This window comes from Citrobacter sp. MGH103, from assembly GCF_001034475.2.
Taxonomy (GTDB): domain Bacteria; phylum Pseudomonadota; class Gammaproteobacteria; order Enterobacterales; family Enterobacteriaceae; genus Citrobacter; species Citrobacter freundii.
Window position 1 is genome coordinate 4,577,872 of the sequence record NZ_CP073043.1, and the last position, 13,324, is coordinate 4,591,195.

Below are 13,324 nucleotides of genomic sequence, written 5' to 3' on the forward strand. Positions count from 1 at the left end.
GGCAGCCTGTTCTGGAGCGTGCTAACTGCACATCACTCCGCTTTATTTCTATGATTAACAACCAGTTTTCATTCGGGGATGAAATTGGGAATCGAACCCACTGTGTGTCATCGGCTGACGGAACACTCCCGGAAAACAGCCTGTGCCGTTCCTGACGTGCCGGCGGGGTTTAACCCCCTGCGCTTTCAGCGTGATTGACGCAAGTGTTATTGCCAGAAGCGTGCCAGGAATTAAAAAAGGCATATTTAATTGTTAATTAATTGATTTTTATAATTTTAATTATTGATGCCAATAATGGCGGTTGTCTCGACGGGTTAATTTTTTTATCTTTTCTTCTCTTATTTATCTTTTTGGATAAACCATGAAAAAACGGCGGGTAGTGATTGGCGTACTGGGAACGGTGCTCGATAAGCGCGGCAAGCGGGCCAATCGGTTTAAGAAGTGGCGACCCACGGTTGGGCTATGCCAACAACCCGATTTCCCTGTCGACAGGCTGGAACTCCTCCACCAGCCACGCGATGAGAGCATGGCGCAACGGTTGATTGAAGACGTCGCGCTGCTTTCGCCGCACACCCAGGTTCGCCCGCATGCCGTCACCATTAACGATCCGTGGGACTTTGAAGAGGTCTACGCCGCGTTTCTCGACTTTGCCACGCATTATGAATTTGATACGGAAAACGAAGAGTATCTGGTGCACATCACCACCGGCACTCACGTGGCACAAATCTGCTGGTTTTTGCTGACGGAAGCCCGCTACCTGCCCGCCAGCCTGCTGCAAACCAGCCCGGCGCCACGCGGTTCATCAGATGAGGCCGTCGCCGCTGGCGTCTGCTCGGTTATCGATCTCGATTTAAGCCGCTACGCCACGCTCACCAGCCGTTTTCAGCGCGAACAGCAGCAGTCAGTCTCTTTTCTGAAAGCCGGGATTGATACGCACAACGCCACCTTCAATAAACTGATCGATCGCATTGAGCGGGTCGCTCTGCGTTCGACCGACCCGATCCTGCTCACCGGCCCTACCGGCGCGGGCAAATCCTTCCTCGCGAAACGCATTTTCCAGCTACGCCAGTCGCGGCATCTGGTAGCGGGAAAACTGGTGGCGGTTAACTGCGCGACCCTGCGCGGCGACAATGCGATGTCCACGCTGTTCGGTCACGTGAAGGGAGCCTTTACCGGTGCGCTCACGGCGCGTAGCGGATTACTGCGAGAGGCCGATGGCGGCGTGCTGTTTCTCGATGAAATCGCCGAATTAGGGCTGGATGAGCAGGCCATGCTGCTAAAAGCGATTGAAGAAAAAACCTTTTTCCCGTTTGGATCGGACAAAGAGGTACGCAGCGATTTTCAGCTGATTGCCGGCACCCATCGCGACATGCGGCAATGGGTATCTGAAGGCCGTTTTCGCGAGGATCTCTACGCGCGTATCAATATGTGGAGCTTCGCTCTGCCCGGTCTGGCGCAGCGGCGGGAAGATATCGCGCCGAACGTCGAGTATGAGCTGCAACGTTTCTCCAGCAGCAAACAGACGCAAATCCGTTTCGATAAAGAAGCCCGCGCTTCCTATCTGGCATTTGCCTGCTCCCCACAGGCGCAATGGCGCGGCAACTTTCGCGAGCTAAGTTCATCCATCGCGCGCATGGCGACGCTTGCCGAACAAGGTCGCATCACCTTATCCCTTGTCGAAGAAGAGATTGCGCTGCTAAAGGAGAGTTGGCAGATAGCAACTCCGCAGCCTGAACTGAATATGGACATTGACCTGTTCGATCGCCGCCAGTTAGAAACGGTACTGGAAGTGTGCCGCCGCTGCGCGTCGCTGTCGGAAGCCGGACGCGAGCTTTTTGCCGTCTCGCGGCAGAAAAAAGCCAATCCTAACGATGCAGACCGCCTGCGAAAATATCTCGCCCGCTTCGGGCTGAGCTGGGAAAACATTCACTGCGGAACATAAACATAATTTGTTTGAATAATATTCCATCACGCGATAAACCATAACTATGGTCGGGCTCGATCCCGGCTTTTTTATAACAACACAACACATTTCAATCGCAAGGAATACAACATGCTCGCTACTCTCACGCGGCTGTTCCCGTTATGGGCGCTGCTGCTCTCTGTTATTGCGTATTACACACCCTCCACCTTTACGCCTGTCGGGCCATTCGTGCCGTCGTTACTGATGCTGATTATGTTCGGTATGGGCGTGCACCTGAAGGTGGATGACTTTAAACGCGTACTCTCACGCCCGGCCCCGGTCGCGGCGGGTATTTTCCTGCACTATCTGGTGATGCCGCTCGCCGCATGGATTTTGGCGCTGGCTTTTAATATGCCGCCGGAATTGTCCGCAGGTATGGTGCTGGTCGGTAGCGTGGCCAGCGGAACGGCATCTAACGTAATGATCTACCTGGCGAAAGGCGATGTGGCGCTCTCCGTGACGATTTCATCGGTTTCAACGCTGGTCGGTGTTGTCGCCACGCCGCTGCTCACCCGTCTTTACGTCGACGCGCATATCCAGGTGGATGTGATGGGTATGCTGCTGAGTATTCTGCAGATCGTGGTTATTCCGATTGCTTTGGGTCTGGTCATTCACCATCTGTTCCCACGCGTCGTGAAAGCCGTAGAACCGTATCTGCCCGCGTTTTCTATGGTGTGCATCCTGGCGATTATCAGCGCTGTTGTGGCAGGTTCTGCGTCGCACATAGCGTCAGTCGGCTTTGTGGTAATTATCGCCGTTATTCTGCATAACACCATTGGCCTGCTTGGCGGCTACTGGGGCGGGAAACTGTTCGGCTTTGATGAATCCACCTGCCGCACACTGGCGATTGAAGTCGGCATGCAAAACTCCGGCCTCGCCGCTGCGCTGGGCAAAATCTACTTCGGTCCGCTCGCCGCTTTGCCCGGCGCGCTATTTTCCGTCTGGCACAACCTTTCTGGTTCGCTACTGGCGGGTTACTGGTCCGGGAAGGCGATTGAAGAGAAACCGCACGCAGTAAAACAACACTGATCTCTATAAAATGGAGGAGGCATCCTCCATTTCTCCCTATCTGCATTTGAACCTCATCACAAAACAACAAACATCAACATAAAACAAAATAATTATTTAATTGTTATATTTCAATTGTATATATAAAAAATACAGTTTAAAACTCAAATAAACCCACTTCATAGATGTTGATTTTGTTTGTTTTAATTGGGAATATGCTGTCACTACAACACAGATAAACCCTTACCCTATCTTCGAGGCCGCTATGAAAAAAATTGCGATTATTGGAAGCAGTGGAGGCAACCTCTACAACCTGGGTGGCGCAGAGCCAGAGAAGTTACTCCAGGAAATCTATCAGCAGTGCGAAGCCGCAGGTGTGGAAGTTGCCGCCGTGCAGTTTATCGCGGCGGAAGCTTCGATGGATGTAGCCAAACCCCACACACCGGCATCCGTGTATGCATTAACCACAGAAAACCAACAAAAACCACAAAGGATATTTCAGGGCAAACTTTCAGAGGTGAACGCATCGGTGGTCGAAAGCGATCGCCAGATTGCTGAGATGATCCGTAGCGGCGCGATCGACGGAATCGTTGTGATGAGCGCCGATCCGGGAAAAGCGAACCACGAAGTCTTCACCGCTGCCGTTGAAATGAAAACGCCGATCGTTGGCACCGGCGGAACGTCAATGGCGCTGGTGGCTGCAAAAGGGGCAAATATTGTCGCTACCTCTGGTACGACCGGCACCACCAGCCGAACCCGCGCAGTCTCTTTCGTGGCGTCTCTGTGTAAACACTGGGGCATTAAGTACAAGCCGCAGTTGGGTAACGCTTCACCCTCCCAGGGTGGCTCCGGAAAGAGCCTGCTCAAACGCTTTAACATTCGCAGCATTATGATCCCTGCGCTGCCTGGCTTTATCGCGATGGCGATTGTTCTCGCCCTGAGCCACATCCCGGGTCTGGAAAAACTTAACGATATTTTTGAAATCCTGCTGAAAGGCCTGCCGGTATTGGTTGCCGTGCTGGCGGCAAAACAGATTTCTGAGCTGGATGAAGTCTCAATCGTTGCCGGGGTCGTCGCCGGGGTGCTGTCCGTCGAGGGGGGCCTGATTGGCGGGATCATCGGTGGTTTGATGGCCGGGATTTTCGTTCGTTGGCTGTTTGAATTATGCCTGAACTGGCGCTTTCCGATGACCACCGTCAACATCGTTGCCGGTGGGATTTCAGGTCTTGCCGCCGGGTTGATCATGCACTATCTATTGAGTCCGCTGGCGTTGTCAGCAGGTAATTACATCAAACTGGCTATCGAAAGCACCCTGGCTTTCAGTCCTGTTCTTGCCGGACTGCTGGCAGGGCTGGTTATCTGGCCAGCCATCCTGGGCGGTGTCTATCATGCGGTCATCCTGCCGCTGGTTCTGCTGGAGATGGAAAAATCCGGCGTAAGCTTCCTCGGCGCAGTCGATATGGTGGGTCTGGTGATGGTTGCCGCAGGGATTAACCTTGCCAACGTTATCGCCCCTCGTGAAAAAAGTGAAGCCGCCGTCGCCACACCGGGGCTGCTTATAAACCTGGGTTTCGGAACCTTCGTGGAATCTGCCTACCCCTTCATGTTCGCCAACAAAATTGTCTTTGGCTCCGCCATTTTCTGGGCCGGAATGGGCGGCATGATGCTGGGCTTCTTTAACGTTAAAGGCGTGGCCTATGTTCCCGCTTTTGCCTCGCCGTTCTTGTCCAGCAATGCGCTTCAGATGGCCATCGTGATGATCACAACAATGGCGATGACCTGTATTACCACCATTATTGCTAACCGTTTTAAGGCTGTCGTACAGAGCGAACCTGCAGCGTCAGCCCGTTAATTAATGCACCAACACCAGAGGTACACCATGTTTAAAGGCGATATGAATAAAAAACGCGCCAAAGCGTTACAGAAAGTGAAAGACGCCATTGCGCTCCACGGCGGACAAACCATCCTCAGTACCGGGATCACTGGCGACGATGCGCGTCTGGCGAAAGCGGTGTGTGAGGCAGGCGTTAAGCTGCTGGAACCAAACCACCCAGCACTGGCGCTGGCGCGTGGACACAAAGGCGTGAGCAATATGCATGCAGCGGAGCAGATCCGCCATGAAATCACCAACGGGCAAATGGCTGAAGCGGTACACGGCGTGCGTAACGTGGTTCCTGACGATATTTTCATTACCGTGGGTATTGCGGGAGGTTTTACCGAAACCTTGCCCGTGCCGCTCAGTGACACTGAGATTCTGGAGATTGCCCGTGCCGGAGCCGATGGTTTGCACACGCATAAATCCGACTGGGACGATCTGCAGGATATCGTTAATCTCGCCCATCAATATGGTCTGACCGTTGACGCCTATATTGGTCACCCGGACGATCTGCATACTTTCGGTATTCCTGCGCGCACGCCGGAAGAGGTTTCCAGCGTGGCGAAGCGGATGCAGGAAATTGGCGTCGATATGATCGGCTTGATGACCGGTATGAGCTATGAAGGCGTAGCCGCAGGCGACATTCCACAGGCCATTAAAGAAAGGCTGCGAGCGCTGGTTGGCGCGGTTGATGTACCGACGCTGGCAGAAGGCGGTATTAACCTCGCCAACGCCAAAGCGTTTAAAGATACCGGGGTCAATATTCTGGTCGTCGGTACGGCAATCGACAATATGGTCTGCAACGCCGCCAAAGAGGCCGTCACGCCGTTTATTGCTCAGTAAACGCAGAGGAAAGAGAAATGTTGCTGGTGACCGATCTGGATGGAACGTTACTGACATCACAGAAAACAATCAGCCCGCGCACGCGTCAGGCGCTGGTTGAGTTCCGCCAGCGTGGCGGTCTGCTGGCAGCCTGTTCCGCCAGGCCGGTCTCCTCTATGGTGCGCCTGTTACAACAGCAACAGGTAGATAAATTGTTTGCCTGGTGCGCCGGTTTTAATGGCGGGCAAATTCTGGAGATGACGTCGCAGCATATGATTCATACTGCGACACTCTCTTGCATGGCTCTCCGGGAGATTGACCAATCTCTTTCCTGCTACCCCCATCATTTTTTTAGCGCCGATGCTATTTATCATCGTGATGACCGACTCGTGGCACCATGGACGACTTATGAGGCCAACTTATTTGAGCTACCCTTTATTTCGGCAGCGCCTGAATATATTTTTAATCAGCATGACATTTATAAGATCACATTAGTGGCAGAACAATCAAAAGTAAATGCATTATGTACGGCAATGAATAATGAATTACCCTATGGTTATATGGCGACAATCACCGGAGGGAATTATATTGACATCCAACGTACTGAAATAAACAAAGGCTATGCTATAAACATGTTAAGGCAACAGCTAAATATAGCGACCGAACAGGTTACGGCGATTGGCGATCAGCAGAACGATATCAGTATGTTTACCGCTGCGAACATCGGTATCGCCATGGGCAATGCGCCTGATGCAGTAAAACAACACGCCAGCTATGTAACGGCCTCTAATGATGATGAAGGTATTGTCTGTGCACTGGAGTGGTTGCGTTGCTTTGCGCATCCAGTTACCATGCGCCAAAGCACGACATTGGCGGAAAATAATGAACCCGATTAAAAGAAGAAAACATATTCTTGATGAATTAAATAAGTTCGGTGAAGTCACAGTCATCAAATTATCGGAAACGCTAAAAGTTACATCAGAGACCATTCGCCGTGACCTCTCGATACTGGAGTCCGAAGGACAAATTACCAAAATCCATGGCGGGGCTGTCAAAAAACAGGTCGTTCAGGAAGATGAGTTCGGCGCGCGGATTGATATACACCGTGATGAAAAAATGGCAATTGGTAAAATTGCCGCCACGATGGTTAGCGAACGCGATACGCTGTTTATTGACTCCTGTACGACTAACTTAATTCTTGCTGAACTATTACCCCCACTCGCTTATTCTGTTATTACCAACTCAGCGTTAATTGCGGATAAAATTAAAGAGCATAATCTTCAGGCCCGCGTTTACGTCTTAGGCGGTGAATATGACTACCATTTTCGCGCCAATCTCGGTGTCTCGGTTTGTCAGCAAATTAACGCCATTCACGCCGATATCTGCTTTATTGGCGCAGGTGGAATTTCGCCTCAGCATGGAGTGCTGGTAAAAAGTTTTGATGAGGCGTACGTGGCGAAGTCCATGATTGCCATGAGCAAAAAAGCGGTAATTCTCGCCGACCATACCAAATTTGGTCAGGATGGGGTGATGTGTATCGCCACGTTAAAAGAAATCGATAGCATCATCACGGATAAAGGATTCAAAACAACGGGTTATACCCAGCAGGACTTTGGCGGAAAATTGCGTATTGCCTATTGAGCGCTATCAGCCTGGCCAGGATTACCGTACACTGAGGATATCGGCTAACAGAGGGCACCCGTATGGCACTCCCCCGCATTACCCAAAAAGAGATGACCGAGCGCGAACAGCGTGAACTGAAAACGCTGCTTGACCGCGCGCGCATTGCACATGGTCGCCTGCTGACCAACGCTGAAACAAACAGCATCAAGAAAGAGTACATCGATAAACTGATGGCCTTGCGCGAAGCAGAAGCTAAAAAAGCCCGCCAATTGAAGAAAAAGCAGGCTTATAAACCGGATTCAGACGCGTCATTCTCCTGGTCGGCGAATACGCCAACGCGCGGCAGACGTTAACGTCCTTTCTTCTTACGCCCCGGCGAGGTAAAACGCTTGCCGTTTGCCGCCGGGCGCGATTTCTCTTTCTCCGCCGATTTTTCGATTTTCACTACCGGACGCTTGATGCCTGCTGTGGCGGCTTTTGGCTTCGCTTTCGCCTTCGGTTTAGCTTCTGAGGATGAATTCTCAATCAGCTTGAACAGATCGATCAGTTCGTCATCCGTCAGGTCACGCCATTCACCCAGTGGCAAGCCGGACAAACTCACGTTCATGATGCGTGTGCGCTCAAGCTTGGTAACTTCATAGCCAAAGTGTTCGCACATACGACGGATCTGACGGTTCAGCCCCTGAATCAGCGTGATGCGAAACACAAACGGCGCTTCTTTCTTCACCTTACATTTCTTGGTGACGGTGCCGAGGATTGGCACACCAGCCCCCATCCCACGGATAAAATCATCAGTGACCGGCTTATCTACCGTCACCAGATACTCTTTTTCGTGATCGTTACCGGCACGCAGGATTTTATTCACCAGGTCGCCGTGGTTGGTCAGAAAGATTAGCCCCTGGGAATCTTTATCCAGACGGCCAATAGGGAACACGCGCTTACTGTGATTCACGAAATCAACAATGTTGTCGCGTTCGCTGTCTTCGGTGGTGCTGACAATTCCTACCGGCTTGTTCAGCGCGATAAAAACCAGATCTTCCGCTTCACGCGGCTCAATCAACCGACCATTCACTTTTACGACGTCGCCAGGCATCACCTGATCGCCGATGGTGGCGCGTTTACCATTCAGGAAGACATTCCCTTGTTCGATAAAGCGATCCGCCTCGCGACGCGAGCAGATTCCGCTTTCACTGATGTATTTATTTAATCGGATGGATGAGTCGGGCAGCATAATTTCTCCTTTGACAGCGAAATATACCCTACCTTGCGGACGATAAAAAATAATCGTGCTCGACTGCCCACGCGCTATTTGTGATCCGTCACACCTTTTGACACAAAAGTGTCAGCGATTCATCCCTGCAATTTTGTTGGGTGAAAACAAGCGGAATCAATACATTAGAGAGACAAGCACATCTGTGCCGACAGCACGCCATCACCACATCAAATGTGCAACACAATCGGTCATTACAGGGCACTGAAATAAGTGAAAATAGCTTTGAGATGGAGAACAGTTGGGGTTATATCAGATCAAGAAGACAATTTCGTGATTTGCACAAATGTGCAGGAGTCCAAAAATGGCGATGGAAAACAGCGATGATATCCGCCTAATCGTAAAGATAGCGCAGCTGTATTACGAGCAGGATATGACACAAGCGCAAATCGCCCGCGAGCTGGGTATTTACCGCACGACGATCAGCCGTTTGCTAAAACGTGGACGCGAGCAGGGTATCGTCACCATCGCCATTAATTACGACTACAACGAAAATCTGTGGCTGGAACAGCAGCTAAAACAGAAATTTGGCCTGAAAGAAGCGGTGGTGGTCTCCTGCGACAGCGAACAGGAAGATGAACAGCTCACAATGATGGGTGTGCACGGCGCACAGTTGCTGGAACGCTTGCTGGAACCTGGGGACATTATCGGGTTCTCATGGGGACGCGCGGTGCGGGGACTGGTGGAAGGGTTATCCCCTGCCAGCCAGTCGCGCCAGCTGATCTGTGTGCCGATTATCGGCGGACCGTCCGGCAAGCTTGAAAGCCGCTACCACGTCAATACGTTGACCTACGGCGCTGCGGCAAAGCTCAAAGGGGAATCACACCTGGCAGATTTCCCGGCACTGCTGGAAAACCCGCTGATCCGTAACGGGATCATGCAGTCACGACATTTTAAATCGATTTCCGCTTATTGGGATAATCTGGACATCGCGCTGGTCGGGATTGGATCTCCGGCAATACGTGATGGCGCCAACTGGCACGCTTTTTACGGCAGTGAAGAGAGTGATGACCTGCATGCTCGCCAGGTCGCCGGAGACATTTGCTCGCGCTTTTACGATATCAACGGTGCAACCGTAGAAACCAATATGAGTGAAAAGACGCTCTCCATCGAAACCAATAAATTAAAACAGACGCGTTACTCCATTGGCATTGCAATGGGTGAAGAAAAATACAGTGGGATATTAGGCGCATTACGTGGGAATTATATTAACTGTTTAGTCACCAACAGCCATACCGCTGAATTATTGTTGAAGTAAATAAATTCTAATTGGTCCTGCCATAATTAATTTTATGTGGGATCCCCTTATCTGAAATCGGGAGTTAATTATGCAAACGTGGTTAAACTTGCAGGGCAAAGTCATTATTGTTACCGGTGGTGCATCCGGTATTGGGCTGGCGATTGTTGAAGAGTTATTAGCGCAGGGCGCTAATGTGCAAATGGCGGATATTCACGGTGGTGACGGTAAATATGAAGGCCATAATGGATATCATTTCTGGCCGACAGATATTTCCAGCGCCAAAGAAGTTAATCATACCGTTACCGAAATTATCCACCGCTATGGGCGTATCGATGGTTTGGTGAATAACGCAGGCGTTAATTTTCCGCGGCTGCTGGTCGATGAAAAAGCCCCCGCCGGGCAATATGAACTCAACGAAGCCGCTTTTGAAAAAATGGTGAATATCAACCAGAAAGGTGTGTTCTTAATGTCGCAAGCAGCGGCACGCCAAATGGTAAAACAGCGTAACGGCGTGATTGTGAATGTCTCTTCAGAAAGCGGGCTGGAAGGTTCAGAGGGCCAAAGTTGCTATGCCGCCACCAAAGCCGCATTGAATAGCTTTACCCGTTCCTGGTCGAAAGAGTTGGGCAAACACGGCATTCGTGTGGTGGGCATTGCACCTGGCATTCTGGAAAAAACCGGACTGCGTACCCCCGAATATGAAGAAGCGCTGGCCTGGACTCGCAACATCACCGTCGAACAGCTGCGCGAGGGCTACACCAAGAACGCGATCCCAATTGGTCGCTCAGGGCGCTTAAGCGAAGTCGCTGATTTTGTTTGTTATCTTTTGTCTGAGCGCGCCAGTTACATAACCGGAGTAACCACTAACATTGCTGGCGGAAAAACGCGCGGCTAAGGAGGTTTTATGGTCAATGCAATCTTCTGTGCTCACGGCAAACTGGCCTGCGCCATGCTGGAATCGGTACAGATGGTCTACGGTGATGCCAACGTTGAAGCCGTGGCATTTGTCCCCGGAGAGAACGCCAGCGACATCGTGGAAAAGCTGAAAAAGTTAGTAAGTATTCACACTGGCGATGAATGGCTGATTGCCGTCGATTTGCAGTGTGGCAGTCCCTGGAATGCTGCCGCGACGCTGGCAATGCACAATCCGGCGATACGGGTCATTAGCGGGTTATCACTGCCGTTGGCGCTGGAGCTGGTAGACAACCAAAGCAGCATGAATGTGGATGAACTGTGCGAACACCTGACGACCATTGCTCAACAAACCTGTGTCGTCTGGAAACATCTGGAAACGGCCGAAGAGGATTTCTGATGAACATTACCCTTGCTCGTATTGATGACCGCCTGATCCACGGTCAGGTCACCACCGTCTGGTCGAAGGTGGCAAATGCCCAACGGATTATTATCTGTAATGACGACGTTTATAACGATGAAGTACGTCGTACATTATTACGTCAGGCCGCCCCGCCGGGAATGAAAGTGAACGTTGTTAATATCGAAAAGGCGGTCGCAGTTTACCATAATCCGCAATACCAGAACGAAACCGTTTTTTATCTATTTACCCGCCCACAGGATGCATTAGCAATGGTAAAACAAGGGGTAAAAATCACCACATTAAATATTGGCGGCATGGCCTGGCGACCAGGTAAAAAACAATTAACCAAAGCCGTTTCTTTAGATAACGACGATATTCATGCGTTTCGTGAGTTAGATAAACTGGGTGTCACGCTGGATTTACGCGTCGTCGCATCCGATCCATCTATTAATATTCTCGAAAAAATAGAAGAACAATCGTTCGCTGAATAAATAAAAATGCCTGTGTACTTATGCTTTAACAGGCAGGGATGATCACATTCACAAGGTGACATATTATGGAAATAAGTACCCTACAAATTATCGCCATATTTCTATTTTCCTGTATTGCCGGAATGGGTAGCGTGCTGGATGAGTTCCAGACCCACCGTCCGCTAATTGCTTGTACCGTTATCGGCCTGATCCTCGGTGATTTAAAAACCGGGATTATGCTCGGCGGCACGCTGGAGTTAATCGCTCTGGGTTGGATGAACGTCGGCGCAGCGCAGTCTCCCGATTCGGCGCTCGCCAGTATTATCTCTGCCATTCTGGTTATCGTCGGTCAGCAAAGCATTGCTACCGGTATCGCCATCGCCCTGCCGGTGGCGGCGGCAGGTCAGGTACTGACGGTATTCGCCCGTACCATCACCGTGGTGTTCCAGCACGCGGCGGATAAAGCCGCCGAAGACGCCCGCTTTCGTACCATCGACATGCTGCACGTTTCCGCTCTCGGTGTACAGGCGCTGCGCGTTGCCATTCCTGCATTAATCGTCTCGCTGTTTGTCAGCGCCGATATGGTCAGCAATATGCTCAATGCCATTCCGGAATTCGTCACCCGCGGATTGCAGATTGCCGGTGGCTTTATCGTGGTGGTCGGCTACGCCATGGTGCTGCGCATGATGGGGGTGAAGTACCTGATGCCCTTCTTCTTCCTCGGGTTTATCGCTGGGGGTTATCTCGATTTGAGCCTGCTGGCTTTCGGTGGGGTTGGCGTGATTATCGCGCTGGTCTACATCCAGTTGAACCCACAGTGGCGTAAAGCCGAACCGCAGGCGCAACCCGCCTCTTCTCAAGCTATCGATCAGCTTGATGACTAATGGAGCCAGCCATGGAACAGAAAAAACTGACCAAATCCGACCTGTTTAGCATGTTCGTTCGCTCCAACCTGCAACAGGCGTCATTCAACTTTGAACGCATTCATGGGTTGGGCTTTTGCTACGACATGATCCCTGCCATCAAGCGCCTGTATCCGCTGAAAGAAGACCAGGTTGCAGCACTCAAACGGCACCTGGTGTTCTTCAATACCACACCTGCCGTTTGCGGCCCGGTGATTGGCGTGACCGCCGCGATGGAAGAAGCTCGCGCCAACGGTGCGGAAATTGACGACGGTGCCATCAACGGTATCAAAGTTGGGCTGATGGGTCCGCTGGCCGGCGTCGGCGATCCGCTGGTATGGGGAACGCTGCGCCCGATTACCGCCGCGCTCGGCGCATCGCTGGCGCTGTCCGGCAACATTCTCGGCCCACTATTGTTCTTCTTTATTTTCAATGCAGTACGTCTGGCAATGAAGTGGTACGGCTTACAGCTTGGCTTTCGTAAAGGGGTCAACATCGTCAGCGACATGGGCGGCAACCTGCTACAGAAACTGACCGAAGGCGCATCGATTCTCGGCCTGTTTGTGATGGGAGTATTGGTCACCAAATGGACCAGCATCAACGTGCCGCTGGTGGTATCGCAAACGCCTGGCGCAGACGGCACCACCGTCACCATGACCGTGCAGAACATTCTCGACCAACTCTGCCCCGGCCTGCTGGCGTTGGGTCTGACGCTGCTGATGGTGCGTCTGCTCAACAAGAAAATTAATCCGGTATGGCTAATATTCGCCCTGTTTGCGCTGGGAATTATCGGTAACGCACTGGGCTTCCTGTCCTGATTTTTCGCTCCGGCAAT

Annotated in this window: 14 protein-coding genes; 13 read left to right on the forward strand and 1 reads right to left on the reverse strand. The window is 51.5% G+C overall.

Annotated elements, in window-relative coordinates; genetic code table 11:
- The first annotated feature begins 361 nt into the window (after positions 1 to 361).
- The 7 genes from rtcR (at position 362) to SK33_RS22090 (ending at position 7,645) form a co-directional block, all read left to right on the forward strand.
- Positions 362 to 1,942, forward strand: coding sequence for an RNA repair transcriptional activator RtcR (rtcR, locus tag SK33_RS22060; protein WP_048220013.1), 1,581 nt, complete (start codon positions 362 to 364; stop codon positions 1,940 to 1,942).
- A 111-nt stretch (positions 1,943 to 2,053) separates the two neighbouring features.
- Positions 2,054 to 2,992: a ketopantoate/pantoate/pantothenate transporter PanS gene (gene panS / locus SK33_RS22065; protein WP_044702276.1), complete on the forward strand. Its 939-nt coding sequence runs from the start codon at positions 2,054 to 2,056 to the stop codon at positions 2,990 to 2,992.
- Between the two features lie 244 nt (positions 2,993 to 3,236).
- Positions 3,237 to 4,823 (forward strand): PTS sugar transporter, encoded by a 1,587-nt coding sequence (locus SK33_RS22070; RefSeq protein ID WP_044702274.1) that lies wholly within the window; start codon positions 3,237 to 3,239, stop codon positions 4,821 to 4,823.
- Positions 4,824 to 4,850: 27 nt separating this feature from the next.
- Positions 4,851 to 5,690 (forward strand): histidine biosynthesis protein, encoded by an 840-nt coding sequence (locus SK33_RS22075; RefSeq protein ID WP_044702272.1) that lies wholly within the window; start codon positions 4,851 to 4,853, stop codon positions 5,688 to 5,690.
- A gap of 17 nt (positions 5,691 to 5,707) precedes the next feature.
- Entirely contained in the window at positions 5,708 to 6,565 is an 858-nt protein-coding gene (locus SK33_RS22080; protein WP_044702271.1) for a Cof-type HAD-IIB family hydrolase, read from the forward strand.
- Positions 6,552 to 7,310: a DeoR/GlpR family DNA-binding transcription regulator gene (locus SK33_RS22085; RefSeq protein ID WP_005132777.1), complete on the forward strand. Its 759-nt coding sequence runs from the start codon at positions 6,552 to 6,554 to the stop codon at positions 7,308 to 7,310. The genes SK33_RS22080 and SK33_RS22085 overlap by 14 nt, the downstream gene beginning before the upstream one ends.
- Positions 7,311 to 7,372: 62 nt before the next feature.
- Entirely contained in the window at positions 7,373 to 7,645 is a 273-nt protein-coding gene (locus tag SK33_RS22090) for a DUF3811 domain-containing protein (RefSeq protein ID WP_032948299.1), read from the forward strand.
- Here SK33_RS22090 and rluF read toward each other — a convergent pair.
- Entirely contained in the window at positions 7,642 to 8,523 is an 882-nt protein-coding gene (gene rluF / locus SK33_RS22095; protein WP_032948298.1) for a 23S rRNA pseudouridine(2604) synthase RluF, read from the reverse strand. The genes SK33_RS22090 and rluF overlap by 4 nt on opposite strands.
- Before the next feature lie 349 nt (positions 8,524 to 8,872).
- Between rluF and SK33_RS22100 the strand changes: the two genes are divergently transcribed.
- The 6 genes from SK33_RS22100 to SK33_RS22125 all read left to right on the forward strand — a co-directional run bounded on the left by SK33_RS22100 (position 8,873) and on the right by SK33_RS22125 (position 13,307).
- Positions 8,873 to 9,820 carry a sugar-binding transcriptional regulator gene (locus SK33_RS22100; RefSeq protein ID WP_048220054.1) on the forward strand — a complete coding sequence of 316 codons (948 nt, stop codon included), beginning with the start codon at positions 8,873 to 8,875 and terminating at the stop codon, positions 9,818 to 9,820.
- Positions 9,821 to 9,890: 70 nt separating this feature from the next.
- Entirely contained in the window at positions 9,891 to 10,697 is an 807-nt protein-coding gene (locus SK33_RS22105; RefSeq protein ID WP_003031649.1) for an SDR family oxidoreductase, read from the forward strand.
- Between the two features lie 9 nt (positions 10,698 to 10,706).
- Positions 10,707 to 11,114 (forward strand): mannose/fructose/sorbose PTS transporter subunit IIA, encoded by a 408-nt coding sequence (locus tag SK33_RS22110; protein ID WP_003031647.1) that lies wholly within the window; start codon positions 10,707 to 10,709, stop codon positions 11,112 to 11,114.
- On the forward strand, positions 11,114 to 11,608 hold the full coding sequence (locus tag SK33_RS22115) for a PTS system mannose/fructose/N-acetylgalactosamine-transporter subunit IIB (RefSeq protein ID WP_003031646.1): 495 nt from the start codon (positions 11,114 to 11,116) through the stop codon (positions 11,606 to 11,608). The genes SK33_RS22110 and SK33_RS22115 overlap by 1 nt, the downstream gene beginning before the upstream one ends.
- A 65-nt stretch (positions 11,609 to 11,673) precedes the next feature.
- Positions 11,674 to 12,471, forward strand: a complete 798-nt coding sequence (locus SK33_RS22120) for a PTS mannose/fructose/sorbose transporter subunit IIC (RefSeq protein ID WP_003841402.1) — start codon at positions 11,674 to 11,676, stop codon at positions 12,469 to 12,471.
- An 11-nt stretch (positions 12,472 to 12,482) separates the two neighbouring features.
- Positions 12,483 to 13,307, forward strand: a complete 825-nt coding sequence (locus SK33_RS22125; protein WP_003031641.1) for a PTS system mannose/fructose/sorbose family transporter subunit IID — start codon at positions 12,483 to 12,485, stop codon at positions 13,305 to 13,307.
- Positions 13,308 to 13,324: the final 17 nt, after the last annotated feature.

Coding starts and splice junctions, on each gene's coding strand:
- rtcR (WP_048220013.1), top strand. CDS start 362: ATGAAAAAACGGCGGGTAGTGATTGGCGTACTGGGAACGGTGCTCGAT.
- panS (WP_044702276.1), top strand. CDS start 2,054: ATGCTCGCTACTCTCACGCGGCTGTTCCCGTTATGGGCGCTGCTGCTC.
- SK33_RS22070 (WP_044702274.1), top strand. CDS start 3,237: ATGAAAAAAATTGCGATTATTGGAAGCAGTGGAGGCAACCTCTACAAC.
- SK33_RS22075 (WP_044702272.1), top strand. CDS start 4,851: ATGTTTAAAGGCGATATGAATAAAAAACGCGCCAAAGCGTTACAGAAA.
- SK33_RS22080 (WP_044702271.1), top strand. CDS start 5,708: ATGTTGCTGGTGACCGATCTGGATGGAACGTTACTGACATCACAGAAA.
- SK33_RS22085 (WP_005132777.1), top strand. CDS start 6,552: ATGAACCCGATTAAAAGAAGAAAACATATTCTTGATGAATTAAATAAG.
- SK33_RS22090 (WP_032948299.1), top strand. CDS start 7,373: ATGGCACTCCCCCGCATTACCCAAAAAGAGATGACCGAGCGCGAACAG.
- rluF (WP_032948298.1), bottom strand. CDS start 8,523: ATGCTGCCCGACTCATCCATCCGATTAAATAAATACATCAGTGAAAGC.
- SK33_RS22100 (WP_048220054.1), top strand. CDS start 8,873: ATGGAAAACAGCGATGATATCCGCCTAATCGTAAAGATAGCGCAGCTG.
- SK33_RS22105 (WP_003031649.1), top strand. CDS start 9,891: ATGCAAACGTGGTTAAACTTGCAGGGCAAAGTCATTATTGTTACCGGT.
- SK33_RS22110 (WP_003031647.1), top strand. CDS start 10,707: ATGGTCAATGCAATCTTCTGTGCTCACGGCAAACTGGCCTGCGCCATG.
- SK33_RS22115 (WP_003031646.1), top strand. CDS start 11,114: ATGAACATTACCCTTGCTCGTATTGATGACCGCCTGATCCACGGTCAG.
- SK33_RS22120 (WP_003841402.1), top strand. CDS start 11,674: ATGGAAATAAGTACCCTACAAATTATCGCCATATTTCTATTTTCCTGT.
- SK33_RS22125 (WP_003031641.1), top strand. CDS start 12,483: ATGGAACAGAAAAAACTGACCAAATCCGACCTGTTTAGCATGTTCGTT.